This is a genomic window from Amycolatopsis sp. NPDC051371, assembly GCF_040682155.1.
Classification (GTDB): Bacteria; Actinomycetota; Actinomycetes; order Mycobacteriales; family Pseudonocardiaceae; genus Amycolatopsis.
The window spans coordinates 77,733-104,360 of sequence record NZ_JBFBAG010000007.1; the positions used below are offsets into that span (position 1 = coordinate 77,733).

Annotated in this window: 32 protein-coding genes and 1 pseudogene; 15 read left to right on the forward strand and 18 right to left on the reverse strand. The window is 69.4% G+C overall.

Going from position 1 to position 26,628, the window contains the following annotated elements:
* The first annotated feature begins 691 nt into the window (after window positions 1-691).
* A complete protein-coding gene (locus AB0M59_RS11480) occupies window positions 692-1,009 on the forward strand; it encodes a helix-turn-helix domain-containing protein (protein WP_364612460.1) in 318 nt (105 codons plus the stop codon).
* Between the two features lie 586 nt (window positions 1,010-1,595).
* Here the strand turns inward: AB0M59_RS11480 and AB0M59_RS11485 are convergent.
* Window positions 1,596-2,081, reverse strand: a complete 486-nt coding sequence (locus AB0M59_RS11485) for a hypothetical protein (protein WP_364612463.1) — start codon at window positions 2,079-2,081, stop codon at window positions 1,596-1,598.
* Between the two features lie 770 nt (window positions 2,082-2,851).
* Here AB0M59_RS11485 and AB0M59_RS11490 point away from each other — a divergent pair.
* A complete protein-coding gene (locus tag AB0M59_RS11490) occupies window positions 2,852-3,049 on the forward strand; it encodes a hypothetical protein (RefSeq protein WP_364612466.1) in 198 nt (65 codons plus the stop codon).
* A gap of 283 nt (window positions 3,050-3,332) precedes the next feature.
* Here the strand turns inward: AB0M59_RS11490 and AB0M59_RS11495 are convergent, their stop codons facing one another.
* The 8 genes from AB0M59_RS11495 to AB0M59_RS11530 form a co-directional block, all read right to left on the reverse strand.
* Window positions 3,333-3,551 carry a cold shock domain-containing protein gene (locus tag AB0M59_RS11495; RefSeq protein ID WP_364612469.1) on the reverse strand — a complete coding sequence of 73 codons (219 nt, stop codon included), beginning with the start codon at window positions 3,549-3,551 and terminating at the stop codon, window positions 3,333-3,335.
* Window positions 3,552-3,809: 258 nt separating this feature from the next.
* The gene (locus tag AB0M59_RS11500; RefSeq protein ID WP_364612472.1) at window positions 3,810-4,298 is read right to left on the reverse strand and encodes a hypothetical protein; all 489 of its coding nucleotides are present in this window, start codon (window positions 4,296-4,298) and stop codon (window positions 3,810-3,812) included.
* Between the two features lie 533 nt (window positions 4,299-4,831).
* Window positions 4,832-5,698, reverse strand: a complete 867-nt coding sequence (locus AB0M59_RS11505; protein ID WP_364612475.1) for an alpha/beta fold hydrolase — start codon at window positions 5,696-5,698, stop codon at window positions 4,832-4,834.
* Window positions 5,699-5,724: 26 nt separating this feature from the next.
* Window positions 5,725-6,960: a beta-ketoacyl-[acyl-carrier-protein] synthase family protein gene (locus AB0M59_RS11510; protein WP_364612478.1), complete on the reverse strand. Its 1,236-nt coding sequence runs from the start codon at window positions 6,958-6,960 to the stop codon at window positions 5,725-5,727.
* Window positions 6,957-7,190, reverse strand: a complete 234-nt coding sequence (locus AB0M59_RS11515; protein WP_364612480.1) for a phosphopantetheine-binding protein — start codon at window positions 7,188-7,190, stop codon at window positions 6,957-6,959. The genes AB0M59_RS11510 and AB0M59_RS11515 overlap by 4 nt, the downstream gene beginning before the upstream one ends.
* Before the next feature lie 517 nt (window positions 7,191-7,707).
* Window positions 7,708-8,751 (reverse strand): hypothetical protein, encoded by a 1,044-nt coding sequence (locus AB0M59_RS11520; RefSeq protein ID WP_364612483.1) that lies wholly within the window; start codon window positions 8,749-8,751, stop codon window positions 7,708-7,710.
* Complete coding sequence (locus tag AB0M59_RS11525) at window positions 8,751-9,251, reverse strand: SigE family RNA polymerase sigma factor (protein WP_364612485.1); 501 nt, start codon at window positions 9,249-9,251, stop codon at window positions 8,751-8,753. Before AB0M59_RS11525 ends, AB0M59_RS11520 begins: the two co-directional genes overlap by 1 nt.
* 192 nt (window positions 9,252-9,443) lie before the next feature.
* The gene (locus tag AB0M59_RS11530) at window positions 9,444-9,569 is read right to left on the reverse strand and encodes a hypothetical protein (RefSeq protein WP_364612487.1); all 126 of its coding nucleotides are present in this window, start codon (window positions 9,567-9,569) and stop codon (window positions 9,444-9,446) included.
* A 424-nt stretch (window positions 9,570-9,993) separates the two neighbouring features.
* Here AB0M59_RS11530 and AB0M59_RS11535 point away from each other — a divergent pair, with 424 nt between their 5' ends.
* Both AB0M59_RS11535 and AB0M59_RS11540 read left to right on the forward strand, forming a co-directional pair.
* The gene (locus AB0M59_RS11535) at window positions 9,994-10,302 is read left to right on the forward strand and encodes a hypothetical protein (protein WP_364612490.1); all 309 of its coding nucleotides are present in this window, start codon (window positions 9,994-9,996) and stop codon (window positions 10,300-10,302) included.
* On the forward strand, window positions 10,299-11,615 hold the full coding sequence (locus AB0M59_RS11540; RefSeq protein WP_364612493.1) for a DUF4474 domain-containing protein: 1,317 nt from the start codon (window positions 10,299-10,301) through the stop codon (window positions 11,613-11,615). The genes AB0M59_RS11535 and AB0M59_RS11540 overlap by 4 nt, the downstream gene beginning before the upstream one ends.
* Before the next feature lie 3 nt (window positions 11,616-11,618).
* Here the strand turns inward: AB0M59_RS11540 and AB0M59_RS11545 are convergent, their stop codons facing one another.
* Complete coding sequence (locus AB0M59_RS11545; protein ID WP_364612496.1) at window positions 11,619-11,813, reverse strand: hypothetical protein; 195 nt, start codon at window positions 11,811-11,813, stop codon at window positions 11,619-11,621.
* 15 nt (window positions 11,814-11,828) lie between these two features.
* On the opposite strand from AB0M59_RS11545, the gene AB0M59_RS11550 reads away from it, so the two are divergent.
* The gene (locus tag AB0M59_RS11550) at window positions 11,829-12,038 is read left to right on the forward strand and encodes a transposase (RefSeq protein ID WP_364612908.1); all 210 of its coding nucleotides are present in this window, start codon (window positions 11,829-11,831) and stop codon (window positions 12,036-12,038) included.
* 548 nt (window positions 12,039-12,586) lie between these two features.
* Window positions 12,587-12,958: a DUF742 domain-containing protein gene (locus AB0M59_RS11555; protein WP_364612499.1), complete on the forward strand. Its 372-nt coding sequence runs from the start codon at window positions 12,587-12,589 to the stop codon at window positions 12,956-12,958.
* Window positions 12,959-13,406: 448 nt separating this feature from the next.
* Here AB0M59_RS11555 and AB0M59_RS11560 read toward each other — a convergent pair whose 3' ends face one another.
* Window positions 13,407-13,562, reverse strand: a complete 156-nt coding sequence (locus AB0M59_RS11560; RefSeq protein WP_364612501.1) for a hypothetical protein — start codon at window positions 13,560-13,562, stop codon at window positions 13,407-13,409.
* A gap of 114 nt (window positions 13,563-13,676) precedes the next feature.
* On the opposite strand from AB0M59_RS11560, the pseudogene AB0M59_RS11565 reads away from it, so the two are divergent.
* A pseudogene (locus AB0M59_RS11565) lies at window positions 13,677-14,230 on the forward strand (DNA ligase D); the annotation flags it as partial.
* 271 nt (window positions 14,231-14,501) lie between these two features.
* On the opposite strand, the gene AB0M59_RS11570 reads toward AB0M59_RS11565, so the two are convergent.
* Window positions 14,502-15,065, reverse strand: a complete 564-nt coding sequence (locus tag AB0M59_RS11570; RefSeq protein ID WP_364612504.1) for a helix-turn-helix domain-containing protein — start codon at window positions 15,063-15,065, stop codon at window positions 14,502-14,504.
* A 125-nt stretch (window positions 15,066-15,190) separates the two neighbouring features.
* On the opposite strand from AB0M59_RS11570, the gene AB0M59_RS11575 reads away from it, so the two are divergent.
* Entirely contained in the window at window positions 15,191-15,733 is a 543-nt protein-coding gene (locus AB0M59_RS11575) for an ester cyclase (protein ID WP_364612507.1), read from the forward strand.
* A gap of 66 nt (window positions 15,734-15,799) precedes the next feature.
* Here AB0M59_RS11575 and AB0M59_RS11580 read toward each other — a convergent pair whose 3' ends face one another.
* Window positions 15,800-16,396, reverse strand: a complete 597-nt coding sequence (locus tag AB0M59_RS11580) for a hypothetical protein (protein WP_364612509.1) — start codon at window positions 16,394-16,396, stop codon at window positions 15,800-15,802.
* 618 nt (window positions 16,397-17,014) lie between these two features.
* Here AB0M59_RS11580 and AB0M59_RS11585 point away from each other — a divergent pair.
* On the forward strand, window positions 17,015-17,455 hold the full coding sequence (locus tag AB0M59_RS11585; RefSeq protein ID WP_364612511.1) for a HEAT repeat domain-containing protein: 441 nt from the start codon (window positions 17,015-17,017) through the stop codon (window positions 17,453-17,455).
* Here the strand turns inward: AB0M59_RS11585 and AB0M59_RS11590 are convergent.
* From AB0M59_RS11590 to AB0M59_RS11600, 3 genes are read right to left on the reverse strand one after another with little or no spacing between them, the layout of a single operon-like run.
* Entirely contained in the window at window positions 17,376-17,903 is a 528-nt protein-coding gene (locus AB0M59_RS11590) for an alcohol dehydrogenase catalytic domain-containing protein (RefSeq protein WP_364612514.1), read from the reverse strand. The two genes, AB0M59_RS11585 and AB0M59_RS11590, sit on opposite strands and share 80 nt — an antisense overlap.
* Window positions 17,904-17,941: 38 nt before the next feature.
* Window positions 17,942-19,165, reverse strand: coding sequence for a carboxylesterase family protein (locus tag AB0M59_RS11595; protein WP_364612516.1), 1,224 nt, complete (start codon window positions 19,163-19,165; stop codon window positions 17,942-17,944).
* Between the two features lie 8 nt (window positions 19,166-19,173).
* Window positions 19,174-19,380, reverse strand: a complete 207-nt coding sequence (locus AB0M59_RS11600; protein WP_364612519.1) for a hypothetical protein — start codon at window positions 19,378-19,380, stop codon at window positions 19,174-19,176.
* Window positions 19,381-20,252: 872 nt separating this feature from the next.
* Between AB0M59_RS11600 and AB0M59_RS11605 the strand changes: the two genes are divergently transcribed.
* Both AB0M59_RS11605 and AB0M59_RS11610 read left to right on the forward strand, forming a co-directional pair.
* The gene (locus tag AB0M59_RS11605) at window positions 20,253-20,459 is read left to right on the forward strand and encodes a hypothetical protein (RefSeq protein WP_364612522.1); all 207 of its coding nucleotides are present in this window, start codon (window positions 20,253-20,255) and stop codon (window positions 20,457-20,459) included.
* Between the two features lie 398 nt (window positions 20,460-20,857).
* Window positions 20,858-21,490, forward strand: coding sequence for a TetR/AcrR family transcriptional regulator (locus tag AB0M59_RS11610; RefSeq protein ID WP_364612525.1), 633 nt, complete (start codon window positions 20,858-20,860; stop codon window positions 21,488-21,490).
* On the opposite strand, the gene AB0M59_RS11615 is transcribed toward AB0M59_RS11610, so the two are convergent.
* The gene (locus tag AB0M59_RS11615) at window positions 21,480-22,412 is read right to left on the reverse strand and encodes a YafY family protein (protein ID WP_364612528.1); all 933 of its coding nucleotides are present in this window, start codon (window positions 22,410-22,412) and stop codon (window positions 21,480-21,482) included. The two genes, AB0M59_RS11610 and AB0M59_RS11615, sit on opposite strands and share 11 nt — an antisense overlap.
* Window positions 22,413-22,474: 62 nt before the next feature.
* Here AB0M59_RS11615 and AB0M59_RS11620 point away from each other — a divergent pair, with 62 nt between their 5' ends.
* Window positions 22,475-23,026, forward strand: coding sequence for a DinB family protein (locus AB0M59_RS11620; protein WP_364612531.1), 552 nt, complete (start codon window positions 22,475-22,477; stop codon window positions 23,024-23,026).
* Complete coding sequence (locus AB0M59_RS11625; RefSeq protein WP_364612534.1) at window positions 23,023-24,111, forward strand: winged helix DNA-binding domain-containing protein; 1,089 nt, start codon at window positions 23,023-23,025, stop codon at window positions 24,109-24,111. The genes AB0M59_RS11620 and AB0M59_RS11625 overlap by 4 nt, the downstream gene beginning before the upstream one ends.
* On the opposite strand, the gene AB0M59_RS11630 is transcribed toward AB0M59_RS11625, so the two are convergent.
* On the reverse strand, window positions 24,108-25,064 hold the full coding sequence (locus AB0M59_RS11630; RefSeq protein WP_364612537.1) for a YafY family protein: 957 nt from the start codon (window positions 25,062-25,064) through the stop codon (window positions 24,108-24,110). The two genes, AB0M59_RS11625 and AB0M59_RS11630, sit on opposite strands and share 4 nt — an antisense overlap.
* 102 nt (window positions 25,065-25,166) lie before the next feature.
* Between AB0M59_RS11630 and AB0M59_RS11635 the strand changes: the two genes are divergently transcribed.
* Together AB0M59_RS11635 and AB0M59_RS11640 are read left to right on the forward strand one after the other, a co-directional pair.
* Window positions 25,167-25,625, forward strand: a complete 459-nt coding sequence (locus AB0M59_RS11635; protein ID WP_364612540.1) for a nucleoside deaminase — start codon at window positions 25,167-25,169, stop codon at window positions 25,623-25,625.
* A 39-nt stretch (window positions 25,626-25,664) separates the two neighbouring features.
* Window positions 25,665-26,627, forward strand: coding sequence for a 2-oxoglutarate and iron-dependent oxygenase domain-containing protein (locus tag AB0M59_RS11640; RefSeq protein WP_364612542.1), 963 nt, complete (start codon window positions 25,665-25,667; stop codon window positions 26,625-26,627).
* The last annotated feature ends 1 nt before the right edge of the window (window position 26,628 follow it).

Genomic DNA, 26,628 nt, shown 5'->3' on the forward strand with positions numbered 1-26,628 from the left:
GGCGGCCGGATTAGACATTCGTGGCCGGGTGTGTGTAGAGTTCTCCTCGTACCGAGAGAGACAACGTCCAGCAGGCGCGGGAGAGGACGTAACTACCCGCGGAGTGAGACAAACGGTCAGGCAGCACGGGGCCAATCAGTGGACAGGTCCCGGCTGGTGACCGACGCAGTGCAGGACGTGGGCGCAGTGCGAATGCCCGCGGAGCAAAGAAGTACGCAGTAGTCAGGTAGTCCGCAGTATCAGCAGTCCGCAGTATCAGCAGTACCCGCAAGTGGATAGATCGCAGTAGGCAGTAGAAAAGCCAGGTGGCCGGGACCGATCACGGTAAGGGGTTCCGGGCAGTGGCCCGCGGTAGCACGCGCGCTGGGGCCGATCGGTGAAAGGGTTCCCGCCGGTGACGACCGCGACAGCAGTACCCAGCAAGAAGAACACACCGAAGAGAAGGGAAAGGGCACATCATTGGATCGCCCGCAGCGGCTGGGCAGTAACGCCGCGCGGGTACCGCAGTCCCATCAGATTGGCAGGTGGTTCTCGGTTACGAATAAGCGATCCTTGCCTCGTCCGCCTCTCGGCCGGACGACGCGAGTACACGAAACCGGCGGTCGCGCCGGCCGACAATGGTGAAACCCAACCCCGAGGGACCCCGGGTGCCGTGCGCGGCACCCGGGGTCCCTCATGCTGTGGAGGCCCCATGATCCCAGACCAACACCACCCGGCCGGCAAGTTCGACGACGAGCACTACCCCGCCTACACCACAGGCCGGGCCGCGGACATGCTCGGCACCACCCAGAACTTCCTGCGCAGCCTCGACGAAGCCGGCCTGATCCAACCCCAACGCTCCACCGGCGGGCACCGCCGCTACTCCCGCCACCAACTGCGCATCGCCGCACGCGTACGCCACCTCGTCGACCAAGGCACAGCCATCGACGCCGCATGCCGCATCATCACCCTCGAAGACCAACTCCACGAAGCCCAACGACACAACACCCATCCCCAACCCGCCGGCTGAGCTCGCGAGCTGCGCACGCCGGAACTCACCTTGATCTCCAGCAGCAAGTACGCGCGCGACGGGTCAGCCGAGGACTCGCCTTGCTCTGCTGGCTTCCTTCTCGATGCTCGCTTCCGCGCCGGCTTCGCGGTCAACCTCTGCGGTAGCAGGCTGGGCCGTCTCATGCGCCGCCATCAGGTCGCTGGACTGACGGCCTCTCGCGACAATCCTGTCTCGACGAGCACGCTATGCGTTTCCGTAGACGATCCGAATGTTCGCATCGAGTAGCTCGCGCCGTAGCATCCGAAAGCATAGTTGGCCAAGAACGTGGTGACTTCTGTCGAAGAGTTTGTGTAGCGTCGACGTCACCCAGCGCGCGCCGACCGCACCGGAGCGAGGCGTCGAACGTCACCGTGACTCCGGTTGCAACGATCACCGACCAGGACGATGACCTCTTCACGCACGTGCTGAAACGGGTCGCCGAAGGTGTCGAAGCCCACTCGGACACGCTGTGCATCAGCAGCAGCGCGTGCCGAGTCCGGACTCAGTCGCTGGAGCTACTCGTGACCCATACCCGCAATCACAGCCACGTCGGGGTGTACGCCGATCAGGCGAGCGAAGGCACGGAGTCCGCGACCTCCGGCTCAACCGGACGCTCCCTCTCGGCCTCGCTGCCGAACCGATCACGCAGATCCTCGACGACGGTGACAATCTGGCTCAGCTGGACCAGCACCGACTGGTGGGTCCCCCGGACGGCGGTGGCTTCCTCTTCCGCGCGCGAAATGATGAGTTGCGCGTCCCGCTGGGCGACGCGCTCGGTCTCCGCACGAGCGCTCTCCGCCTCCGCAGCCGTCTTCTGCGCGGCCGCCAGCAGTGCCTCACTCTCCTGGCGAGCCTGCTCCTTGATCTCCGCGGCCTCCGATTTCGCGACCTCGAGGATCTTTTCGATCCGCTTGCCCAGCCCCGCGGCACCGTCCGGTTCCGCGGCCCGCGGCGCGGGCACCTGAGCTTTGGCCAGCCGGCGCTCCGCGACCCTGCGCGCCTTCTCATGCCGATCCACTCGCTTCTCCGCGACCCGCACGTACTCGTCCACCTGCCGACGGTCATAACCCCGCAGGACGATCGGGAACCGGACGTCAGACTCCGGCGCTGTCTCGGGTTCGGAAACCGTGTTCTCCATGCACCGAGTGTCGGCAAGATCGAGACGACCGGCAATCCGAAATCACCTATCGACGGCCCAAGAGCACTTTCGGTGGAACCTCACGCGTTTCCTCCGGCCAGAAAGCCTCGTGTACACCATTCACCCGAAAGTGACGTTTAAATCACTCTGCCTGTTGTCGGGTTCCGGCGGCCTAGTCGGAAACGTCTTCGAGGCCTCCCGGGTCCACGCACCCGAATCGGCCACCGGGCCGCCCGACCCGTTCTCCCTTTGGCGTCCATGGACATCCCGACGCGACGATGTCTCGGCCCCAGACCAATCTCGCCAAGATTACGGTCGCGGCCTCCTCCCTGCGCGGCCACCCGACCGCCTCCATCCCGATCCACTCCTTACCGTTCCTACGGTTGGATCCATTGAACGACGCGCCGGCCAGGGACGGCCCGATCAAACTCGAGTGAATTTCGCCGTCAGCGGTACGCGATGACCGATGTGCTCGAGGATCCAGACCCCGGGCCCGCCGCCGAGGCGAACCAGCGCTTCTGCAAGACGCTCGGCTGAGCGGGCCGTGCGGTGACTGCTGAGGCTCCAGTGGGTGTCACCCGAGACGGTGCCATGTGCCGCGGATCGGTTCCGCCGCAGCGGTTCAGGGGCACTCCCCGACGGCACGAGCAAACGGAAACCGGCTCTAGGACAGGAGTATCGCCATGCGACGCATCACTGCCACGATCGGTGCCTTGGTGTTGACGACCGGAGTCCTCCTCGGGGCGACCGGAACAGCTTCCGCCCAGGCGGAATCCGCGCCGGGGGTGACATGCGTGGGCAGCTCGCTCGCGATGTGGACCGCCACGGCCCTCTGTGTCGTCGATCGCACCTACCCGATCCTCATCACCCCGGGCGCCTGAGCATCAGCCCCGACCGGCGTCCGTCGAGCGGCCGAGAACGGCGTTCAGCGCAGCCAGGATCTGTTCGTCGAACACGATGCCGGTGGCGGCTACGGCTTCGAGGTGCGCCGCGCTCGCTGGTCGTGTCGATGGACGCGCCCGAGGCCCTGACCGAATCGCCCGGCGAGCACGACCAGCGACGTCTCGTCCTCCGCGGTGACCCGCCGTCGCTCAGCCAGCTCCAGCCACAAGACAACACCCCCGTTTCTCTGCACCTGTCTGACCCCCGATCGTGGATCGGGGGTCAGACTTTGCGGGCGCGAGTCACGCGGAAGCGGAAGCTGTCCTGCTGGGCAGCTTCGTAGTCGAACTCAACCTGGTCGCCGACTTCCAGGACGCGGAAGCCGTCCATCTCGATCACGCTGAAGTGGACCCATGCGTCGCAGCCCGCCGGCAGGTCCGGCGAGGCGATCGCTCCCCAGCCCTTCTCCGGTTTGAAGAACTTGACGGTGCCATACGTCATGCCCGCAGCATGCCGGACGACTACCGACGAGGCAATCGAGTCCGGGCGCGCGGCGGGCACGGCGTTGCCCGCCTTCGGGAAGGCAGCGCGTACGGAGTGTGGCTAGCCGCGGCCGGCTTGGCGAATCTCGCGAGCCAAGGCGAAGGCGTTACCGAACTCGGGCCGAACCGGCCTGGTAGTTCGCGGCAACCTTCCCCGCCCGGATCCGGCACGCCAGCCTCACACAACTGCCTCGCAGAATCCTCAAGTCTTCCCTGGCTACGCGTCGTCCCAGATCTTCATCGCCTCCGGCTCCGACGCGAAGTGGTTCCGGATGTCCTTCGTGGCCAATATCGGCAACAAACTCAGCAGCACCAGTCCCTGCACGCCCTGGATGACGCGGTACCAGACCGGGAACTGGGAGATGACGATCAGATAGGCGAGCGCACCCGCGCCGATGATCGCGACGGCCAGGAGCCGGTAGTAAGTGCGTCGCAGCCCGATTTTCAGCCGCGCGACGAAACGGACGTAAACGACCGAGACGACCAGGATCGACAGCGGCCGGATCCAGAGCGTGCCCTCCAGCACACGACGCGTGGCCGCCTCCCGGCCCGGTACGACCTTCCCGGCCTCGACCATGTGCTGGACCTGGTAATCGAGTACGGAACTCTTGAACACGAAGGTCAGCACCGTAAGCAGGACGCTGATCCCCACGTTGATGTACAGCAGGACGACGATCGGTCTGAGCGTGCGCTCAACAGAAGCCATGGAACTCCCCCTCGTGCGGTTTCCGAGAGGATATCGGGAATCGCTCAGAGCTCCAGCCGATTCCGGTATCACCGAAATGCGACGAAAGCCCCTATTGGGCTGCCTCGTCGGTGTTCACCGGCGACGCGCACGTACACGCCAGTAGTTCGGCGATCGCGTTCGGCCAGGTCGGGGGGTCGTTCATCTGGCGCAGGACCCATCGGCCCTTCGGCGCCGGGCCGGTCCAGCCGCTGACCGCACCGGCACCATCGGTGGCGCCCGCAACGGCCCGGCGTGGCGGGTGTGTGCCTGCGGTGGAGTCGCCGTCGGCCACGGTGAGCAGGTCACAGTCCTGATGGTCGGCGGGACAGCCGGCGCGATCGGCACACCGGCGGCAGATGGAACAGATCCCAGGCTCCGCCTGCTATTGCCGGAACGCGCCGGGGGCGACCGCGTGCTTGAGGGCGTACGACAGCGGCTTGAGCCGTTCGTCCGGCTGCATCTTCAGTGGCAGTTGGCGTGCCGCCGGCACCGCACCCTCACCGCGGACGGGCTCACGCAGGCGGATGCGCCACGTACGGGGCAGCGTCCCAAGGCTGGTCGGTGAAGAAGCGAGCGGTCAGGTCGGCGACGTCGGCGGCGCGTTCCAGGACGACCCAGTGGTCGGAATCTTTGATGGTGGCGAAGCGGCTGCCCTGGATCGTGGCCGCGAAGGCGCGTTGCCGTTCCGGGGCGGTGATGGAGTCGTGCTCGCCGGTGAACACCAGGGCCGGCACCCCGGACAGGCCGCCGTCGAAGGACGGGCTGCTGATCAGCGACCGCTGCAGGTACTCCAGCACGTCGGGCACGTGGACGGCCACGTGGAGCATCGAGCGCTTGACGTAGCGGTACACCAAAGAACGACGGGGAATGTGGCGGTCCTCGTCGAGGCACAGCTGCATCCGCGCGGCCACCGCGGCGAAGTTCTCGGTGTCGCCCTGCGCGAGGTGACCGGCCGCCAGCCGCAACGACTCCCGCTGGGCGGAGCCGGTGTGCGAGACCACGCCGCCGAGCATCAGCCGCGCGATGCGGTGCGGATGTCGCTGCGCACAGCCGAAGGCCAGTTCCGCGCCGTAGGAGTAGCCGAACAGGTTGACCCGCGGCGCCCCGAGGTCGTCGAGGATCCGGTCGACCGCGGCGCCCGCGAACTCCGTTCCGGCCCCGGGCGGCAGGGAATCGGACGCGCCCACGCCGGGCAGGTCCGCCGTCACGAAGTCCGCCACCGGGGCGATCCGGTCCTCCATGTGCGGCCAGCCCCGGCTGCCCTGGAACCCGCCACCGAGCACGATCACCGGTTCCGCCCGCGGGCCGGGGTGCCGGAGGAGCCGGTAGCTGAACCGCGTTCCGCCGAGCGTCAGCGGGCGGACCACTTCCTCGCGCATGATCTCCTTCTGCTCCGGGACCGGGCTCAGCAGCTCTTCGTGAGGACAAGGGCGGCGTTGTGGCCGCCGAAGCCCATCGACGTCTTCACCGCGCACTCGAACGCGGCCGACCGGGCTTCCTTCGCGACGACGTCGACCGGGATCCGGATGTCCCGGGTCCGGAAGTTGCCGGTGGGAGGCACCAGCTGCCGCTCGAGGGCCAGCACGGTGAGCGCGGTTTCGATGCCGCCGGCCGCGCCGAGCGCGTGCCCGGTCATCGCCTTGGTCGAGGTGACCAACGGCCGGTCGCCGAGCACCCGGTGCAGCACGGTGGCCTCGATCAGGTCGTTCATCACGGTGGACGTGCCGTGGGCGTTGACGTGGCCCACCTCGGCCGTCGCCACGTCCGCGTCGGCCAGTGCGGTCCGCAGCGCCCGCTCGATCCCCGTGCCTTCGGGGTCCGGCGCCACAGCCGCGTACGCGTCACTGGTTGCGCCGTAACCCGCGATACCCGCCCGGATCCGCGCTCCGCGCGCCGCGGCGTGCTCGGGCCGCTCCAGAACGACGAGACCGGCGCCCTCCCCCACCACGAACCCGTCGCGGTCGGCGTCGAACGGGCGGCACGCCGTCGACGGATCGTCCCGGCGGGTGGACACCGCCCGCATCTGACAGGCGCTGGCGATCAGCAACCGCGAGCACACGGATTCGGCGCCGCCGGCGATGACGATGTCGCACGCTCCGGCGCGCAGCAGCTGAAGCGCGGTCCCGATCGCGACGGTGCCCGACGAACACGCGGTGGAGACGCTCAGGCTCGGTCCGCGGGCGCCGAGGTCCATGCACACGCTGCTGGCGGCGCTGTTCACCGTAGTCATGGGCGCGAGTTTCGGCGAGACCCGCCGGACGCCCTTCTCCGCGAGAACGGCGCTTTGCCGGTCGTAGAACGGAAGGCCGCCGTGGGCGGACCCGATGACGACCGCGACCCGGTCCGTTTCCCACACCGAGGTGTCGAGTCCGGCGTCGGCCACCGCCTCCCGGGCCGCGATCACGGCGAGCTGGGAGAACCGGTCCATCATCCGCAGTGCCGGCACCCCCAGCACGCTTTCGGTGTCGAGATCGTCGACGGTGTACATGAAATCGCAGGACAACCCCTGCAGTTCCGCCCGATGGCGGACTCCCGGGGCGGCTCCGGACCCGATCACTCCCCGCCACGCCGCACCGGCACCGACGCCCGCCGCGGTGACCAGGCCCAGACCGGTCACCGCCGCCGCCGGACGCGCCGTCACCGCGCGGTCTTCTCGTCGACGGCCGTCGCCAGCTGCCCCACGGTCTCCCGGGAAGTCAGCTGGACGTCTTCGAGGTCGATGTCCAGGCGTTCCTCGAGCAGGACGCGCAATTCCTCCAGGGCCAGCGAATCCATCCCCAGGTCGTGCAGCGACGCTTCGAACCGCACCTCCTCCGGTTCGATGCCGAAGCTGCGGTGCAAAAGCGTGGTGATCTCTTCGGTGACGGTCACTCTGCTGTCGACTCCCATTCCGTTTCCGCACGACCGCCGAGAGGTGTTCAAGGCAGCGTTCTACGCCGCGCGGAAGCAAAAATTACTGCGGTGCGGGGTCGGCTTTCCACCTCGCGACACCATCGAATGAACACCGCGAGCCCCCGACCACGGAGGCATTGACACGTTCGTGGCAGCACGGGCCGGGATACCGGGAAAATACGCAGTTTCGCTGGCGTCGAGCGAGGCACGGCCGGTTCGTGACGAACCGGCCGTGCCACGGCGGTTCACATCAGGGACGCGGTCAGCCCGCCGTTGAGGACGTGGTGGCTGCCGGTGATCCTGCCATCCAAGTCACCCCGTGGAACTACCTCAGCGGCGGCTACCACAACAGAGTGACCGCGGAGGCCGGCCCGCCGCCGTCCTCCGCGGTGACGACGAGGCGCTGACGCCATCCGAACGGGGAGCGGCGTCTGCGAGCGGGCCGCCCAAACCCGTGGGTCCTCCTCGGTCGCGTCCGAAGAGGACCCACGGGACCTCAGTGGGGCAGGACGAGGTGGTCGGCGATGGCGTACAGCTCCGCCTGCGCGCCAGGGCCCGCGACGGCGATCGGCGCGTCGTGCACGGCCTTGAGGATCCAGAGCGTGCGGTAACCGTTCTCGTCCACGTAGCGGGTCGCGTGTCCCTGGACCGGTTGCCCCGCGGTGCCGCGCACCTGGCCGGCCTCGTCGCTGCGCACCTGGACCGGGGGCAAGGTGCTGCACGTGCCCACCGAGTAGCTCGTGCGCGGACCGCTCGGGCCACCCTTCTCGACGTCGAACGTGCACATCCGCAGGCCGTCGGGCAGCTTGCCGAGGCCGAACGCCGGGGTGACGGTGCTCTTGCCCGGGAAGGCGACGTTCTCCGCGACGCGGCGGCCCGCGTCGATCAGTTGCTGCGCCGACGCCGTGCTGCCCGGCTCCGCGGCCACGTTGACGTACAGCGAGCCGCCATCGGGGTGGGTCAGGTACACCTCGTAACCACCCGGGCCGCCGGAGTGCGAGCTCTCCACACCGGCCCGCCCGCCGAGGGTGACGGGCCGGCCCGGACCGGACTTGAAGGCAGCCTGCTCGACCGGCATCATCCGCATTTCCTGCACGTCCACGAGCAGGACCTGACCCCCGGACGTGACGGTCAGCATGTACTCGCCGCCGTACACCGGCTTGTCGGGGTTGGCCGCGCTGCCACCGATGTTGATCCGGCGCGCGAGGTAGTCGGCCTTGCCCGGCGGCAGCCAGCCGAGCGAGTAGGGCATGGTCAGCTCCGCGATGGCCGCCTTGGCCGGTGCCGCGACGGCGGCCGGACCGCTGGTCCGGCTGGTGCCCGTGGCTACCTGGTTGTCGTGCGCGGGCCGGTTCAGCGCGACGACGGCGACCGCGGCCAGGACGAGCAGGACCACCCCGGCTCCGGCCGCGAGCGGAGGGCTCACCACGGCGCGGCTGCGGTCGAGGCGCTGACGCGTGGCCGCCAGCACCTGGTCGCTGTCGGGGGCGTCGGGCTCGTGGGCGGTGAAGGTGTCCTTGATCAGGTTCTCGATGTCCATCAGCTCTCCTTCACCTGGGCCATCCGGTCGGTGCTCAGGCCGTGTCGCAGGGTCGTCAGGGCTTTGCGGGAGTGGGCCCGCACGGTGGCCTGGGCGCAGCCGAGCAGGTCGGCGATGTCGGCGTCGGCGAGCTGCTCGTAGTACCGGAGCACCACGACCGCGCGCTGGCGCCGGGGCAACCGCGCCAGGCGCTGCCACATGTCCTCGCGGGCCGCGTGGTCCGACGCGAAGTCATCCGGCCGCGCCTCGTCCGGCGGATCGCCCACGGCGATCAGCCGTGCCGAGCGGCTGCGCCGCCAGGACAGGTAGTCGTTGGTCACCATCCGCAGGGCATAACGGTCCGGGTGCTCGGCGTCGCTGATCCGCGACCACCGTCGGTATGCCTTGACCAGCACGTCCTGCACCAGGTCAGCGGCCTGTTCCCGCTCCCCGGTCAGCATCGTCGCGTAGCGCAGCAGCCGCGGCAGGTGCGTCCGGACGAAGTCCTCGTAGTCAGCCATCACTATGAAGACTGCCGCCGCGCACGATCCGTGTACCTCCACGCAGAACTTCCTTAAAACCCGCGCCCGACGAAGGGCCCGCTGGCGGGGTGCTCCGGTGGGCCCTTCGAGGCGGAACGGTCAGGCAGTGGCCGCCAGGGCGGAACTGTTGCGGAAGGCGACCGGCGCCGACGGTCGAGACGACCACCGCGATCAGGCCGAACCCCGCACCGCGTAGAAACCGCCGATGCCCGGGCCGAGGTCGCCGAGCGGCGACCTCGCGTTGCGTGCCGTGGTGACCATGGACGGCCCGGCCGAGCCACGGGTTGCCCGCTTCACCCTCCCAAGCCAACACTCCGGCCAAACCGACCGCGTGGACCGGTGAACTGGTCATCTACTACGAGGTGGTCGCCGTCCACGCCCAGCAGCTGTTCCTCCCGGTCGCCACGCCAACAACGGAGGGCATGCACTCGCGACACCTCTGCCGGCTTACTCGCACGTTTGCCGACCTCGGTTCGCGGGCCGTCGCCGGGACGGCAACCAGTCGGGCGAAGCGGCGGACCGGGGCGGTCGGGGCGATTGAGATCGCGCGGCCCAGCCCGTCGTCGATCACCAGGACCTCCAGCAGGCTGGACCATCCGTGCACGTGTCCGGTTCCGGCCACTGACCGGGGAACCGAAAACGGCATCTCGGCTTCCGACCTGCGGCAAACTGTTACATTGCCGACGGGGCCTGTCACTCGGACGGCGGAGAGGGAGATCCGGTGGGTTTCGAGGTCGACGTCGCGGACATCAACGCCGCGGCGGCCAAGCTCAGTGCGGGGACGTCGCCGACGCTGTCCATCGGCGGATCGCCGAACGTCGGGAGCACAGCGCGCGCCGCCGGCTTCGCCGGGGACTACGACGTCTGGCTGGCGACGCGCAAAGACGACCTGGACGCCGCGCAGCTGCAGGTCGACAACCTGGTCGAAAGCATCCAGACGGCCGCGAAGAGCTATCACAGCACCGATTCCGGGGCCCGCGACGCCTTCCTGAAAGCGCTGGACAGCAGCTTCGAGAGGATCGACCGGTGACGGCGGTGTTCGACAAGATCTACGCGCTCGCCGACCAGGTGGAGAAGGGCAGCACCACCGAACTGGACGACCGCGCCCGGGCCTGCCGGGCCACCAAGGAAACCATCGCCGACACCAAAGCCCTGCTGGAGAGCGTGCGCGTTCAGCTGAGCGAGGCTTGGCAGGGCGGGGCCGGCGAAGCGGCGCTCACATCGCTGGAAGCCTTCAAGAAGAACCGCGACGACCAGGCCCAGGATCTCGAGGACTCGGCCAAGTCGTTCGAGACGATCCGTGACGCGCTGGCGAAGGCCCAGCAAGAAGCCCGGAACACGCGCGCCGACGCCCAGGGCCTCCAGAAGAAGCTCGACCACGGGTGGCACGGCTTCGGGATCCGCCAAGTCGACCTCGCCGTCGCCTGGGCGCAGGACAAGGCCGTCAAGGCCCGGGCCCTCGTCCTGCTGGCCGACCTGGAACGGGTGACCACCACCTACGACGCGATCCTGCTCATCGAGGGCCAGAAGCTGCGGTTCAAGACCGGTCAGGTGTGGGAGCTCGCGGGCTCCGAGAAGCGGAACCTCGCCGAGATCGGCGCGATAATGCTCCGCGAAATACCCGGACTCCTCGCGCTGCTGAAGAAGTACCCGGAACTGCGGGAGGCGCTGCTTCACCAGGACTGGAACAAGATCATGCAGAACCCCGAGGTCGCGCAGAAGATCTACGACTACCTCGGTTTCCGGTACAACGAGGAAGGCGGCTTCTTCACCACCGGCGAGCATTCGGTTCAGAGCTACCTCGGCTGGAAAGACCTCTACGACAAGTTCGGGGAGGCTTTCGGGATGGAGCTCGACGAAACCGGCGAAGACGGCGACAACATGGAGTTCACCGACCCCGAGACCGGGAAGACGTACCGGCTGGAGTTGTGGAAGGGCAAGTACGCGAACCACGCGTTCGGCGGGGAAGTCGGCTTCTACACCAGCGACTCGCCGAACAACGACGGGCACTTCAACGCCGCCCAGGGTGACGACCAGATCAAGGTGACCCAGACGATCTACAACAAGGACACCGGCCAGGTCTACTTCACCAACGACGGCCAGGGCGCCGACGGCACCGACAAGAAGCACTTCTGGAACCTGGCGATCCGCAACGACCCGAACGTGCAAGCCGACCAGCTCCCGCTGGCCCAGCGCGCCACGATCGAGGTGCGGGACGTCGGGATGCGCGACCGCATGTACGACGAGATGGTCCGGTACGCCGCCGCGCACCCCGGCGACAACCTCACCGTCACGAAGGGGTCCGACCAGCCGCCCACGCTGAGCTACGACTGGCGGAAGTGACCCCTACAGCGAGCCCACCGGGGTGAACTCGTACGGCTCGTCGTCGTCCTCCTGTGACCGTCCCCGGCGAGCCGGGACCGGGTCGTTCAGGCCGGCGAACACACCGTCCACGTCGACCAGCGCGGCGACCTCATCGGCGGCGTGCTGACCGTGCCGGTCTTCGATGTCCGGACGGCGGACTGGAGGGCCGCGGTCCATCACGTCGTGATCGACATGTGCACGGTGTTCAAGGCGGCCGTGACCGCGGTGCTGGTGGTGGATCACTTCCACCTGCTGCAGCTGGCCAACGCGGTGATCGACGAGGTCCGCTGCCGGCTGACCGCGCAGATCCGGGGCGGCCGCGGCCGGTCCGGCGACGGGAATGGGACTGGCGGCGCCGGCTCCGGGCCGTCGAGCGCACCGGGTGGCGGCAGGCCGGCGTGAGCGACGAGCAGGTGGGGTTGCACGCGGGATTCCACGATGGGACGGCGGTCGCGCTCCGCCGCTCCTGGGCGCTCTGCGCCTGTCGCCGTCGGCCGGCTGGAAGAACAAGCAGGGCTGGGTCGGCGGTTGGGGCAAGTCGTTGGTCGTGGGGATCGAGAACGGCCCGTACCTCCTGGCCGCCCACGCGATCCGGGAGCGGGTCAGCCGATCTCATCCGTGATGTCGCGTACCTGCCAGAGCCGTTCAGCACTATGGGTGGTCCGGCCGGCGCGGGCTGCGGCAGCGACCGCCCCTCGGGCCGGGCTACGACGAACTGACTGCTCCTGCGCACCGTTCGGACGGCCAGCGCATCGTCGTCGTTAACCCGTACTCGCCGCTGAGGGCGACCGCGCCGCCGCGCGTCGACCGGTTGGTGCAGCCTCCTGGATATCCCGAACAGACGACGAAGCCGCTGACTGTCACCAGCTCTTACCCGTTCGGTCGATTGCCGACGATTGGCTGACCGACAAATAATTTCAGACAGTCGATAATTTCAGTGAGGAGCTGAAGTGGAGCCGGCGTTAGGGCTCGACCCGGGCACGGCAGATCTTGTCCGGCCGTACTTCCGCACCCATGGACGTACGCGGCCCACGCGCACGCTCCCCGTCGAAACGCTCATCGCGGCAACCGAGCGAGGCCGTGCTCCGGAGCACGCCTGCTCCCGCGAAGAGGCCGCAATCTGCCTCCTGTGCCACTCGTCGCAATCGGTCGCGGAAATCGCCGCGTATCGACGAATTCCCCTGGGCGTAGCACGAGTCCTGGTGTCCGACCTCGCCGACCGTGGCCTGGTGACAGTTCAAGACACGCAGCTGACCCCCGGCGATCGTCCCAGCATCGACTTCATGGAACGGGTTCTTCGTGGTCTTCACGCGATGACGTAGCCACTCTCGCCGCAACGCCACAGCCGAACCAGTTGTGGGGCCCGGCCGAGTTGACTGCGGCACTCTGGTGCCATCGGCATGTCCCCAACCAGCCCGTGAGCGCGCGTCTGGACTCAACGACACAGAGCTGCTGAAGCTCGCACCGTCGAACCAAGCTTTCGCGGCGAAGGTCGCACCGTCGAAGCTCGCTTTTCGGAAAGAGCCGGTCTCCATCGCGTCACATACGATCAATCGTCCATGAAGGCTACGTGCTACGCCAGGCAGTCGAATCATTGTCGTCAGCGCTTCTGGACACGATCGCCGGGATGCCGCGCAGCCGACGCTCCGTGTGTACCGCCGCACCCCGCTGACCTACAGCGGGATACGCGGATTGGACCGATACTCGCACGGGTCGGCCCGCATTGCCCGTGGGCAGCCAGCCACGACCTCTCCCCCCGCGCGATCGGCGTTACGGCCAGAGCATCGGCGCGGCATGCCACAGCGCCCAGCCGATCAGCGTCGCCCACGCCGCGATCCAGGCGAACGCAGGGATCGGAGTGGCGTCGGCGAGGTTGGCTGCATCGTCGGTCTGGCTGTGATAGCCGTGCCGGTAGCGATTGGCCACGAGCGCCCCCCAAACCGCCGATCTCGCTGGTGAGCAGCAGCCACGCCTCGGCGTAAGCGACGCCGTTCTGCAACCAGACCGGCGCCCATGTCAGGGCGGCAAATCCGATGCCGGGTGTGGGCCGCGAACATGGCCGCCCTGGAACTGCACGTCCCGCAGTGGCAGGTCGACGCCGGCGGCCGGCGGATGCCACCAGACCGGCTGGTGTTCGACCTCGACCCCGGGCCGGGCACGTCGATCGTGCACTGCTGCCGCGTCGCCGAGCGGCTGCGCGCCCTCCTGCTCGATGACGGCTCGACACCGTTCGTGAAGACGTCGGGCTCGAAGGGGATGCAGCTCCACGCTGCGATCGAGACATCAGATCCGGCCGTGCCCTCGGTGTACGCGAAGAAGCTCGCGCAACAGCTTGCCCGCGAAACACCCGACAGGGTGACCGCGGTGATGGCCGAGGCCCAGCGCACCAACCGGGTATTCATCGACTGGTCCCAAAACAACCCCGCCAAAACCACCATCGCGCCCTACTCCCTACGCGGCCGCGACCACCCGACCGCGTCCACCCCGATCACCTGGGAAGAAGTCGAAGCGTGCGGCACGCGACCCAACTGACCTTCACCGCCGAGGACGTCCTCGACCGCGTCACCCGCCACGGCGACCTGCTCGCCGATCTGGACAACGCTCGCAGTTCGCTTCCCAGCCGACGAGCCGCCGTGACCAGGAGGCGAGTGTCTCGTGCTGGAAGCATGGCTGCGCCGGGCGGTCGCTGCCGTGGCAGGAGTCCGGGCAAGCACCCGACGGGCAGGACCGCCCGCGCGGACTCTTTAGACGTCCCGCACCGGTTCCGGGAGTGCCTCATGGCCACGTTCCCGCCCGAAATCCTGTTCACCGCCGGAATTACCACGACCCTCAGCAGCCTTCACGTCGGCGCAACGGTTCCACTGATCAGGTGATCGCGTTCGTGATTGCCGCGGTGAGCCATTGCGTGTAGGCATCGAGGGTCCAATTTCGGTGCAGGACCAGCCGTTCGTAGTGATCGATCGCCAGGTAGTTCCACAGGACGTCGCGCATCCGGTCCACGTCGAGGCCCGCTCGGATGTGGGAGGTGCTTGCCAGGTGGCGAGCCAACCCGGCCATGCCGGCCAGCCCCTCCTCGGCGAGCTCGGCCCAGACCGGTTCGAGAGACGCGTCGACGTGCCGGCCGTCGCGGACGAGGATCTGCACCTTCGCGGAACGCGCCTGCCGTTGAGCAAGGCCTTCGGCGAAGAGACGGATCTTCGCATGAAGGTCGGGTTCGGCGTGCACAGCGGCGGCTTCAGGCCGCTCCGCCACGGCCACAGGCTCGTCGTCACCGGCGACCACGACGTCGAACACCGCTTTGGCGAGCGCGGCCTTGCTGCCGAAGGTCTTGTAGATGCCCTCGACGGAGATGTCGGCGCGGGCGGAGATCGCTGCGAGAGTCGTCGCGCGGAAGCCGTCACGCTCGAACAGGTCGCGAGCGGCCAGCACGACGGCGAGCCGGCGGGCGCGGGCTTGCTCCCGGCGCCGCGACCCGTCATAGCGCCTCTTGACTTCCGTCATCCTCGCAGCCACACTTTCAGTTTAATCAGGTTGTACCTAATTTGGGGTTCACCATGGACGAGACACGATTCTCTCCCACCGCGGTCGACGTGGTGGTACGCAGCATCCACGCCATGGCCACCGGCGAGCGAGCGGACTTCGACGAGCTCTACACCCCGGCCGCGATCGACCGCGAGAACGTCGTCCAGCCACCGCCCTCACGAGTACCGGGCCCGGCCGGCTTCTGGTCGACCGCACAGTGGTTGCGCACCGCTTTCGCCGACCTGCGCTACGAAATTCACCACGTCATCGCGAACGGCGACCTCGTGGCCGTCAACTCGACGATGAGCGGCGACCACGTCTCGCCCATCGCGTTCTACACCACCGCCGGCGCGGTCGACGCCGTCTTCCCGCCGACCGGCCGACCCTTCGCCATGGCCCAGTCGCATTGGTTCCGCGTGCGGGACGGCCGCATTGCCGAGCACTGGGCCACCCGTGACGACCTCGGCACCGCCAAGCAGCTCGGCTGGATACCGCCGACACCGGCCTACCTCGTCAAGATGGCGCGTGCCAAGCGGCAGACCGCTCGACGCCACCCCGTGCCGAGCGGCTCATGACCGGTGATCTGCCCAGCGCCGGGCTGTTCTGGACGACCTACGCCCCCGACGTGGTCAGGGCTGCGCTCAAGCGCCTGGGCGGGGCCCAGACCCCTTGATCCGCTCGACGAGCTCGTCGCGGTACTCCCGCACCGCTTGAAACTCCGGCTCGTCGCCGGTCGCCCGCTTCAACGCGCCTTCCAGGATCTTCAGCCCCTGGCGTTCGTCGCCGCGCGCATCCGCCTGCCTCGCGGCGTTCTCCATGGCCATGGCGAGCTTGGTCTGCGCCTCGGGTTCCTTGGCGGCCTTGTGAATCCGGATCCAGTTGCCGCCCGGATCGACGACGGTGAACCCGGTGTACCGGTCGTTGCGCAGCCGCGGCCGGGTCATGCGCGGGATGCCGGAGACGAGCAGTTTTCCGTGCACGGACCGCATCCCCGCCGCGAACGCCTCGAACAGCTCACCGGTGTCGGCCACGATGACCAGGCACGTGCTGTACGACTGCGCCGGGTCGTAGTCGTCCATCCCGAAGAAGTGCAGGTTGAGGTCTTCCCGCCGCACCGCGACGTGCGGGTTCGGCCGCGTCTGCCGATAGGTGATCTCGAAGCCGAGCATCTCGTAGAACGACGCGATCTCGTCGATGGAAGGACAGGGCAGGAGCGGAATGGTCAGTTCGTTCGCCATCTCCCGAAGCTAAGCCCGAAACCGTCGAAACGACACCGAGCTATTTGCTCATGCGAACCGCGCACGGCCCCGCCCCTCCGGGCAGGGCCTCAGCAATGTCGTGCGGTGCGGCCTGTCGGCGGGGTGACGTGCTGGGATGGGGAAGTAACGCGCGCATGGCACGCCGCTTCGCGATGGAGCTGGGCTCGCTCCCAGGCCCAAGCGATCGCGGCCGCCGCTGCCCCGGGCGCATTACTTCGGTGATCACGCACGGGAAAGCCGCACACACCGCTCGGTGGTGGTTTACGCGATCGGTCCAGTGCTGCGGTTGCCCACGGCATCGGAGACAGGCCGGCCGTCGAGGGGAGGTAACGACCGGGCCCGCACGCAAGAACCTGCCCACGTCGGACGCGGCATGATGTTGCGATCTGCGGGATTGTTTCGAGCACACGTCTTTCGTCGGCGGTCCGGCCGAGCGCCGCGCGAAGGGCGACCGGCGGCATGCGGCGGAACCCGTCGTGCACCGGGTCGGCGGCCCGCTCGAAGTCGGCTTCGCTACGGCCGTCGCCGAGGCTGCCGTCAGGATCCGCTTGGCCTCGACGGCGAATCTCGTTGGTACGAACGGGCATACTGAAAGTCATGCACGAAAATCGGGCTTCGGACACCTCTATCGGAGACGCGCTGGTCGCCCGGCTGGTCGACCTCGAACCGACCAAGTCGGAACACTGGCCGACGGCGCGCACCGAGGCGCGCGAGGCGCTCTACCAGCACGCGCACGCGGTTGTGTCCGACCCGGCCGGGCTAGCCTGGCTGACCACCCTGGCGACCCACCCGAACAGCCTGGTCCGCGCCATCGCGATCAGTGCCCTCGGTTACGGCCACGATCCCGCCCATCAGCCCATCCTCGTGCGGGCCCTGTCCGACCCCGCCGCCAGCGTCGTGCAGGCCGCGCTGGAAGGCCTCACCGCACAAACCTCTGCCGAGGTGTTCGACCAGCTGGTCACGCTGCTGAACGAACCGTGGAGGTGCCGCCGCGGATCAGCAGCGTCTGCCCCGTCTTCAGGCCGAGGCCGGTGGTGAGGGAGCCGTAGGCGGTCTGGAACATCTCCGGCAGCGCACCGACGACATCCCACGGCAGGCCGGTCTCGAACGGGATGACCTGCTCCGCGGGCACGGTCACGTACTGGGCGTACGCGCCGTCGTACGAGCGGCCCATGCCGCCCATCATCGTGGCCACCTGCTGTCCCGGCCGCAGCCCGCCGGCCTCGTCGGCCTCATCGACCACGCCGACGCCCTCGATGCCGGGGACGCGCGGGTAGGTGACGTCCGGGCTCGACTCGCCCTTGCGGGTGGTGACCTCGGACTCGTTGACGCCGAACGCTTTCACCTTGATCCGCACCCAGCCGGGCTTGCGTACAGGCACCGGCACATCCTTGATCTCCAGTGCGTCGAGGCCGCCGGTCCTGGTCACGACGACGGCGCGCATCGTCGCCGGTACGGCGTCGCCGGTCGCTGTCTGCTGGCTCATGCCGAGCTCCTTGTCGTGTTCGTGGTGGCCAGTGACCGTCAGGGGCGGTCGATGTTCGCCCACAGGTCGAGAGCCGCCTGGTAGTGGGCGCCGGCCTCGAAGGGCGGGTTGCCGACGCTTTCCGAGATGGGCCGGTCGGTGACGGCGGGCCACAGATGGGTCTGCTCGCCGGTGGCGAAGTCGAGCACGATGTCGCGGATGCGCGTGTCACGCTCGGCTTGTTCGGGGCTGCGGCCCGGCTGTTCCTGGCCGACCAGGGCGTACATCTCGGTGCCGTGCACGGCGGGCGCGCCCTCGGCTGGCCCGATCGTGAGGAGCTGGGCGTTGCCGCCCGCGGCGGCGTGAGCCAGGGCGCCGCGGGCGGCGGGCAGCCCGAAGATGTAGTCCGTCAGGAGCGCGGCGCGGACCTCTGCCGGGGTCCGGCCGTCCTGGTCGTAGGCGTCGACGATCTTGTTCGCGCGGGAGCGGGGAATGCGCCAGCCCGCGACTTCGTCGGTGATGCGGTCGACGGTGTGCGGGTCGAACCGGTCGAGGTCGTTCGCCACCCACCAGCCCATGTCGTCGCTGGCGAAGCTCAGGAGTACGTCGATGTCCCGGTGCGAGCCCGAGGCCAGGACGTCCATGGGGTGGGCGTGCAGCACTGCGCCGGGCTGGCCGGTGTCCAGGACGACGCCGAGGCTGCGGCAGTCCATCCCGCCGCGGGCTCCGAGGTCGGTCGGGGTGACCTTGTGCAGGGCGGTCACCAGGGAGGCGGTGTCGAGGTCGATCAGCTTGTCGGGGTTGCTCGCGACGCCGAGTTCGGTGACGAACCGCTCCGCAAGTTCCTCGGCCCACCAGGCGGGCTGGAGCCGGGAGGGCCCAGCGGAGAACCCGGCGAGGCGCCGGTACAGCCCGTCCGCGGAGGACGCACCGAGCAGCCCGAACGTGGAATAGGCGCCGGCGCTGTGGCCGAAGACGGTGACCTGGCCGGGGTCGCCACCGAAGGAGGCGATGTTCTGCTTGATCCAGGTGAGCGCGGCGATGATGTCCTGCAGGCAGAGGTTGCTGGCCTCGGCGAGCCGGCCGCCGTACTGCGAGAGCGAGACCGCACCCAGTGCGCCGAGCCGGTAGTTGACCGACACGCTCACCACCCGCCCGGACGCGGCAAGACCGGCGGCGTTCGAGGTGGTCTGCGTGTTCGCGCCGAACTCGAATCCGCCGCCGTGGACGTACACGGCCACCGGTAGTAGCGCGTTCCCGGCCGGCTGCGCGGGAGCCCACACGTTCAGGTTCAGGCAGTCCTCGCCGGTTCCGCTGTCCGCTTCGAGCCAGTCGCCGGTGTCGGGTTGGACCGGGCGACGCCCTTGCGGTCGTAGGGGCGGTCCGGGTCGAAGTCCGCGAGCACGGGGCGGCGGTATCGCTCGGCGGTGGCGTACGGGATTCCCCACCAGGACCGCACCCCTGGTGCAGTCGGGGCCATGGGTGCAGTGGCGGTCATGACGTGTCCTTCCAGCGTGGTTCGGGTGTTCGCGCGGTGTGTCGGCGGCTGGTTGCTTGTTATCGATCATTCCTGGGATTCGGCGAATGGCCCTGCTGGTATCGGTCATCTGGTGGTCATCAGGTGACACTCTTCGCTGCCCTTCTTCTTCTCGTAGCCCGAGCTCGGTGGGTTCACTCGGTCGAGCTGTTGATCTCTGGGCACGACCGCACCAGAGCAGATCCGCCGGCGAGGCGCCGGTCTGCTCCCGCCAGTCCTCGCCGGGTTGAGGTAGAGCAGCCCGGCCAGCCCCCGCAGGACCGTCTCCGGGTTCAGGCCGTCGCGGACGGTCCCGGCGTCGCTCGACGCGGTTCACGTGATGGCCTCTCGGCGAAGGCGAACTTCATCGATGCGTCGAGACATCTTTACGTGGTTGCCGAAGCCGACAGGTACGTCACGGCGCAGAGGAACCCCACCTCGAAGCTCAGGAAGCCTCGACGCCACAAGAGTCTGCGGCGTGCTCTGACCCACCGGCAGCTGCTGGAGATCAACACGACCGCGGCGTCGACCGGCACGGATCCCGCGTTGGACAGCTTGTTGCTGCGCCTGCACACCGAAACCGCGTGCAGGCGAGGGGGCGCATTGGCGCTGCGGCCTTGTGACGTCAATGACGAGCTGTGCACCGTGCGCCTGCGGGAGAAAGGTGGCACGACGCGCGAGCAGCCGATCTCGCCGACGCTTGCGGCCGGTCTGCTCGTGTATGTCCGGGGCGCGTCCGGGCGCCCGGGTTCGACGAGGGACTGCTGCGGCATCGTGACGGGACCCCGATCACCCGCTCCCGGCATGCCGCGCTGTGGTCGCGGCTGCATCAGCACCTGCCCTGGATCGGTGCGATGGGGATCACGGCGCATTGGATCCGCTACACGACCTTGACCTGGGTCGAGCGCAACTACGGCTATGCGATGTCGGCGTCGTTCGCGGGGCACGCCGCGACGGTTTACCAGACGAGTAGCACGATGACCTACGTCGCGGCTACCGTCGACGAGCTCGCGGTTGTGGTCGCGGCGCTGACCGGAGAGCCGCATCCGCTGGCGCCCTGAGGGGTACATGAGCCCGCCGGCAATGCGGCGGAGGTGACCACCTGTCGGGGCGGATGGCGTTCATGGTCGGCCACGCAATTTCATCGCCGAAGCTCAATCCGGGGGTGATCGGCGCCCCCGGCGCAGCGCCGAGGGGGCGCGGCGGTGCGGGTCGCACTTCCCCTGCAGCCGCACCGCCGATATTCACAGTCTATCAAATTCTCGAACGCACGTTCGACTCAGGTTGGGCAGCTGAAGCTGGCCCCGGGTGTCGCGGCCGGCCGTCAGGGCGCTAGCCTCACTGGCATGACATCCCCATTTTGGGGATGTATCCCCAGACCTCTCCACAAAGCGCCCGCTTACAATGGGGTCGATCGGCGCCGGCCATCCCGGGTGGTGCGGTCTGGGAGGATCACCGGATGACGATGTCGCTGTCGGCCGAACTGTGGCCGGATGTGCAGCCCGAGACCGCGCGCCGCTTGATGCTCGCCGGGGTCGAGGCCTTTGCCAAGCGGGGCTATCACGCCACCACCACCCGGGACATCGCCGGGGCCGCCGGGATGAGCCCGGCCGCCCTCTACGTGCACTTCCCCTCCAAGGCCGCGCTGCTCTTCGCCATCAGCCGGTACGGGCACGAGCAGACCCTCGCCCTCGTCGAGAACGTCGTCGCCAAGGAGTCCGATCCCGTCGAACGGATCCGGCTGATCGTCGAGGACTTCGTCGCCTGGCACGCGCGGCGCCACACCGTCGCCCGGGTCGTGCAGTACGAGCTGCAGGCCCTGCCCGAGCAGGAGTTCGAAGTGGTCGCCGAGCTGCGGCGACGCATCGAGCGGATCGTGCGCGAAGTGATCACGGACGGCGCCGAGGCCGGCGTCTTCACCGTCTCCGACGCCCACGTTTCGGCCCGCGCGGTGCTCTCCCTGGGCGTCGACGTGGCCCGCTGGTACACCGACCGCGCCCGGCAGACGCCGACCGCGCTCGGCAAGGAGTACGGCGGCCTGGTGCTGCGGATGCTCGGCGCGTCGCAGGCTGAGACGCCGGTCACAGACTGAGCGGTCGGTCGGCGGCCGCGGCATAGCGCCGGGCCAGCCGCGCGAACGCCTCCTTCAGCTCCTCCGGTCCGACGACCTCGACGTCGGCGTCGAACCGGCCGATCGACGCCGCCAGGCCCACCCACGACCACGCCCCCAGCACCAGCCGGCAGCGCGAAGGACCCAGCTCCTCGACCACCCCGTCGCCGGCGTACGCCGATACGACACTCGCCGGCAGGTCCAGGATCACCTCGCCGCGGCACTCGTCCTTGCCCGAGAACCGGTCCGCCACGAACGCCGCCACGTCTCCCCCGGGCAGCTCCCGGGGGACGAACCGGGGGCCGGTCGGAATCCGCGGCGTCATCCGGTCGACGCGGAAGGTGCGCCAGTCCGCGCGGTCGACGTCCCAGGCCACCAGGTACCAGCGCCCGCCCCTCGTCACCAGGTGGTGCGGCTCCGCCCGGCGCAGCGACCCCGAAACCGCGTAGTCGAACCGCAGCACCTCCCGGGCGTGCACCGCCGCGCTGAGCGCCGCCAGCACCGACGGATCCACCGGCGGCCCCGCGGAGACGGTCGTGACGTGCAGCGCGTCGACGCGGTGGCGCAGCCGGGCCGGCATCACCTGCCGGACCGTGGTCAGGGCCCGCGCCGCCGCTTCCTCGATCCCGCCGCCGGAAACCGTCCGCAGCGCCACGGCGAGGGCGACCGCCTGCTCGTCGTCGAACAGCAGCGGCGGCAGCTCCGCGCCCGCGCCGAGCCGGTAACCGCCGTCGGGGCCCTTGGCCGTCACGATCGGGTAGCCCAGCTCGCGCAGCCGGTCGACGTCCCGGCGGACCGTGCGCGCGCTGACCTCCAGGCGCTCGGCCAGGAGCGCCCCCGGCCAGTCGCGGCGCGCCTGCAGGAGCGAGAGCAGAGCCAGCAGGCGCGCGGAAGTTTTCGGCATGTCTCCGATCGTGCCCGAAGTAGCGGACACATCCTGTCCGCTACCCCTGACACAGTGGTCGCATGACCCACGAAAGCGAACGCGCCGACCTGATCGCCGAGCTGGCGGCCGCCCGAGCCGCCCTCATCACCTCCGTGAACGGCCTCACCGACGAGCAAGCCGGCGCGCGACCGACCGTCAGCGCGCTGTGCCTCGGCGGCCTCGTCAAGCACGTCGCGTCCATGGAAGAGAACTGGCTGAACTTCGCCGTCGACGGCCCGTCGGCCATGCGCTTCGACCTGCCCGACGGCGTGACGTGGGCGGACATGGCGGCCGGGACCGCCCACGAGTATCCGCAGTGGGCGATCGACCACCAGAACGAGTTCGCCATGCAGTCCGGCGAGACCCTGGCGGGCGTGCTCGCGCGCTACGAAGACATCGCGAAGCGCAGCGAGGAGATCGTCGCGAAGGTCGACCTGTCCGCGACGCACCCGCTGCCGGACGCGCCGTGGAACCGGCCGGGGACGGTGTGGACCGCACGACGGGCCGTCCTGCACGTCATCGCCGAGACCGCCCAGCACGCCGGCCACGCCGATCTCCTCCGCGAGACGCTCGACGGCCAGAAGACGACGTGACGACTCTCAGCCCCCAGGCGCTCAACCGCGCGACGCTCGCCCGCCAGCTGCTGCTCGAGCGCGCCGCTCTGCCGGTGCACGATGCCGTCGCGCACCTCGGCGGCCTGCAGGCGCAGGAACCGCAGGAGCCGTTCACCGGGCTGTGGTCCCGGCTGCGCGCGTTCGACCCGGCGGAGTTGTCGGACCTGCTCGCCGGGCGGCGCGTCGTGCGGACGCACCTGATGCGCCGGACCGTCCACCTGCTCACCGCCGAGGACGTCCTGGCGTGGCGGGCCCGCTTCGACGCCATGCTGCGCCAGCGCGTCCTCGGCACCTACCGCCGCGAGCTCGACGGGGTGGACCTCGACGAGCTCACGGCGGCGGGCCGGGCGGTCCTGGCCGACGGCGAGCCCCGCTCGATGGGCGAGCTGGCCCGGGCCGTCGCCGACCGCTGGCCCTCGTGCGGTCCGCGGCCGCTCGGCGAGATGCTCATCGCCGCGCTGATCCCGGTGGCGCAGCTGCCGCCCCGCGGGTTGTGGCGCACCAAGGGCGGGGTGCGGAACCTGCCGCTCGCGTCGTGGCTGGGCCGGGAGATCGACCCGCTCGACCCGGCCGACGGCGTCGGGCAGGCGCTGGTGAAGCGCTACCTCGCCGCGTTCGGTCCGGCGGCGACGGCGGACCTGCGCGCGTGGTCCGGCCTGGCGGGGCTCCCGGCGGCGGTGAAAGCGGTGCGCGAGGAACTGGTGGTCTTCCGCGACGAGCGCGGCCGCGAGCTGCTCGACCTGCCGGACGCGCCGCGCCCCGACCCCGACACACCGGCGCCGGTGCGGTTCCTGCCGGCGTTCGACAACGCGATCCTCGGCTACGACGACCGGACCCGCCTCATCGACGACGCCCATCGCGGGCTGTCGGTCGCGGGCGAACGGGTGGTGCTGGTGGACGGCCGGGTCTCGGCGACCTGGAAGGTGGACGCCGACGCGGTGGTGGTGCGGCCGTTGCGGCGCCTGACCAAGCCCGAACGCTCGGCTGTCGACGCGGAGGGAGGCGCGCTGGCGTCGTACCTCTCCGACGGCGAACGTGACCGCGTCCGCGTGGAAGCGGCCTAACCCACCGCCCGGGCGAAGCGCTCGGCCACCTCCCGCAGCCGCTCCACGAGACCCGGCGGCGCCTCTTCCACCACGAAGTCGTAGCCCCACTGGGCCAAGTAGTACGGGACTGTGTCCAGGGTGTTCGCCCCGGTCCGCACCCGGCAGCTGTGCTCGTCGATCGGCTCGACCGCGCCGCTCGTCGGCGGGATCCGCTCGGCCAGCACCGCCGCCGGGACGGCCACCCGCAGCACGAACTGGAGCGGGTAGGGCGCCGACGAAATCTGGCGCGACACGTACGCCGCGAGGTCCTCGGCCGGAGGCTCACGCGGTGTGAACCGGAAGCTGGGGGCCGGCACGCCCACGATGCGGTCCACGCGGAACGTGCGCCAGCCGTCGCGGTCCAGGTCGAACGCCACCAGGTACCAGCGCCGCCCGGTGTGGACCAGGCGCAGCGGCTCGACCGACCGTTCCGTCTCCGCACCGGCCCGGTCGCCGTAGCCGAAGCGCAGCCGCTCGTGGTCGCGGCAGGCCGCCGCGATCGCGGTCAGCACCGAGGCGTCGACCGTCGGGCCGCCACCCGGGAGCGACAGCGTCGCCGTGTGCAGCGCCCCCACCCGCGGCCGCAGCCGCGCCGGCAGTACCTGCTCCAGCTTCGCCAGCGCGCGCACGGACGTCTCCTCGATGCCGCTGACCGTGCCGCTCGCCGCCGTGCGCAGGCCGACCGCGACCGCGACGGCCTCGTCGTCGTCCAGCAGCAGCGGCGGAAGAGCGGCGCCCGCGCCGAGGCGATAGCCGCCGGCGACGCCGGGAGTCGCGTGCACCGGATAGCCGAGGGAACGTAGCCGCTCGACGTCGCGGCGGATCGTGCGGACGTCGACCTCGAGCCGCAACGCCAGGTCGGCGCCCGGCCAGTCGCGCCGCGCTTGCAGCAGCGAGAGCAACCTGAGCAGGCGTTCCGAAGTGCCGTACATGGCACGCAGTGTGCCAGACATCGAGGACAGTTCCGGTCCTCGATCCACCTGAGAGGTGGTCGGACACTTGCCACGGACCGCGTCGGGTGGAAAGAGTGGCGCATGCCGATCGACCCTGGCGCCCTGCTCGCCATCGCCCGTGAAGAAGCCGAGCTGGGCAAGGCCGAAGGCGGCGTGCCGATCGGGGCCGCGCTGTTCGACACCGCGGGCACGCTGCTGGGCCGCGGGCACAACCGGCGCGTGCAGGACGACGACCCCTCGATGCACGCCGAGACCTCGGCGTTCCGCAACGCCGGGCGCCGGCCGCACTACCGCGACACGATCATGGTCACCACGCTTTCGCCGTGCTGGTACTGCTCCGGGCTCGTCCGTCAGTTCGGGATCGGGCGCGTCATCATCGGCGAGGCGGAAACGTTCCACGGCGGGCACGACTGGCTGGCCGGGCTCGGCGTGGAGATCACCCTGCTCGACGACCCCGCGTGCACCGCGCTGATGACGGAGTTCATCGCCGCGCGCCCGGACCTGTGGTTCGAGGACATCGGGGTCGAAAAGTCCGAATAGGACAGTTCTTGACTGGACAGCGTTTGCTGAGGAGCCGGTATGCCGTCAACCGTTCCGCTCGTGGACCTTTCGCCGTGGTTCGCGGGCACGTCCGAGGGCCGCGCCGAGGTGGCCGGGCAGATCGACCTCGCGCTGCGCGAGTCCGGGTTCCTGCTGGTCACCGGGCACGGCGTCCCGGACGACCTGCGCAGCCGGACGCGTGAGCTGGCGCGGGAGTTCTTCGCGCTGCCCGAGGACGTCAAGCAGCGCTACGCCGTCACCGTCGGCGGTCGCGGCTGGCTGCCGCCGGGCGTCGAGGCCAACGGTTACGCCGAGGGCACCGAGACGCCGCCGGACCTGAAGGAGTCGTTCTCGGCGGGCGCGGATTTCGGCGTGGGCGTCGCCGAGGTCGACGGGTTCTGGTTCCAGGCCAACGTCTGGCCGGACGAGGTGCCCGGCTTCGCCGAGACGGCCACGGAGTACATGCGCCGGATGCGGGCCCTGTCGGATCACCTGCTGGAGATCTTCGCCGCGGCGCTCGGCCTGGCCGAGAGCCACTTCACCCGCCACACCGCGCACCCGACGTACACGTTCAACATCAACTGGTACCCGCCGATGACCCACGTCGGCGCGCCGGAGGCGGACCAGTTCCGGATCGGCCCGCACACCGACTTCGGCACGGTGACGGTCCTCGACCGCCAGGCCGGCGTCGGCGGCCTGCAGGTCTACACGGCCGGCGGCGAGTGGGAGGACGCGCCGTTCCACCCGGACGCGTTCACGGTGAACATCGGCGACCTGATGGCCCGCTGGACGGGCGACCGCTGGCGCTCGACGCGTCACCGCGTCCTGCCACCGGCGGCGTCGGCCCCGGAAGAGGATCTGGTGTCCCTGATCTTCTTCTACGAGACCGACCACGACGCGCGCATCACGTCGCTGGCGCCGCCGCTGGGCAAGACGACGTATCCCGAGGTCATCGCTTCGGCCTACCTGCGGGAGAAGCTCAACGCCATCACGATGACCTGAC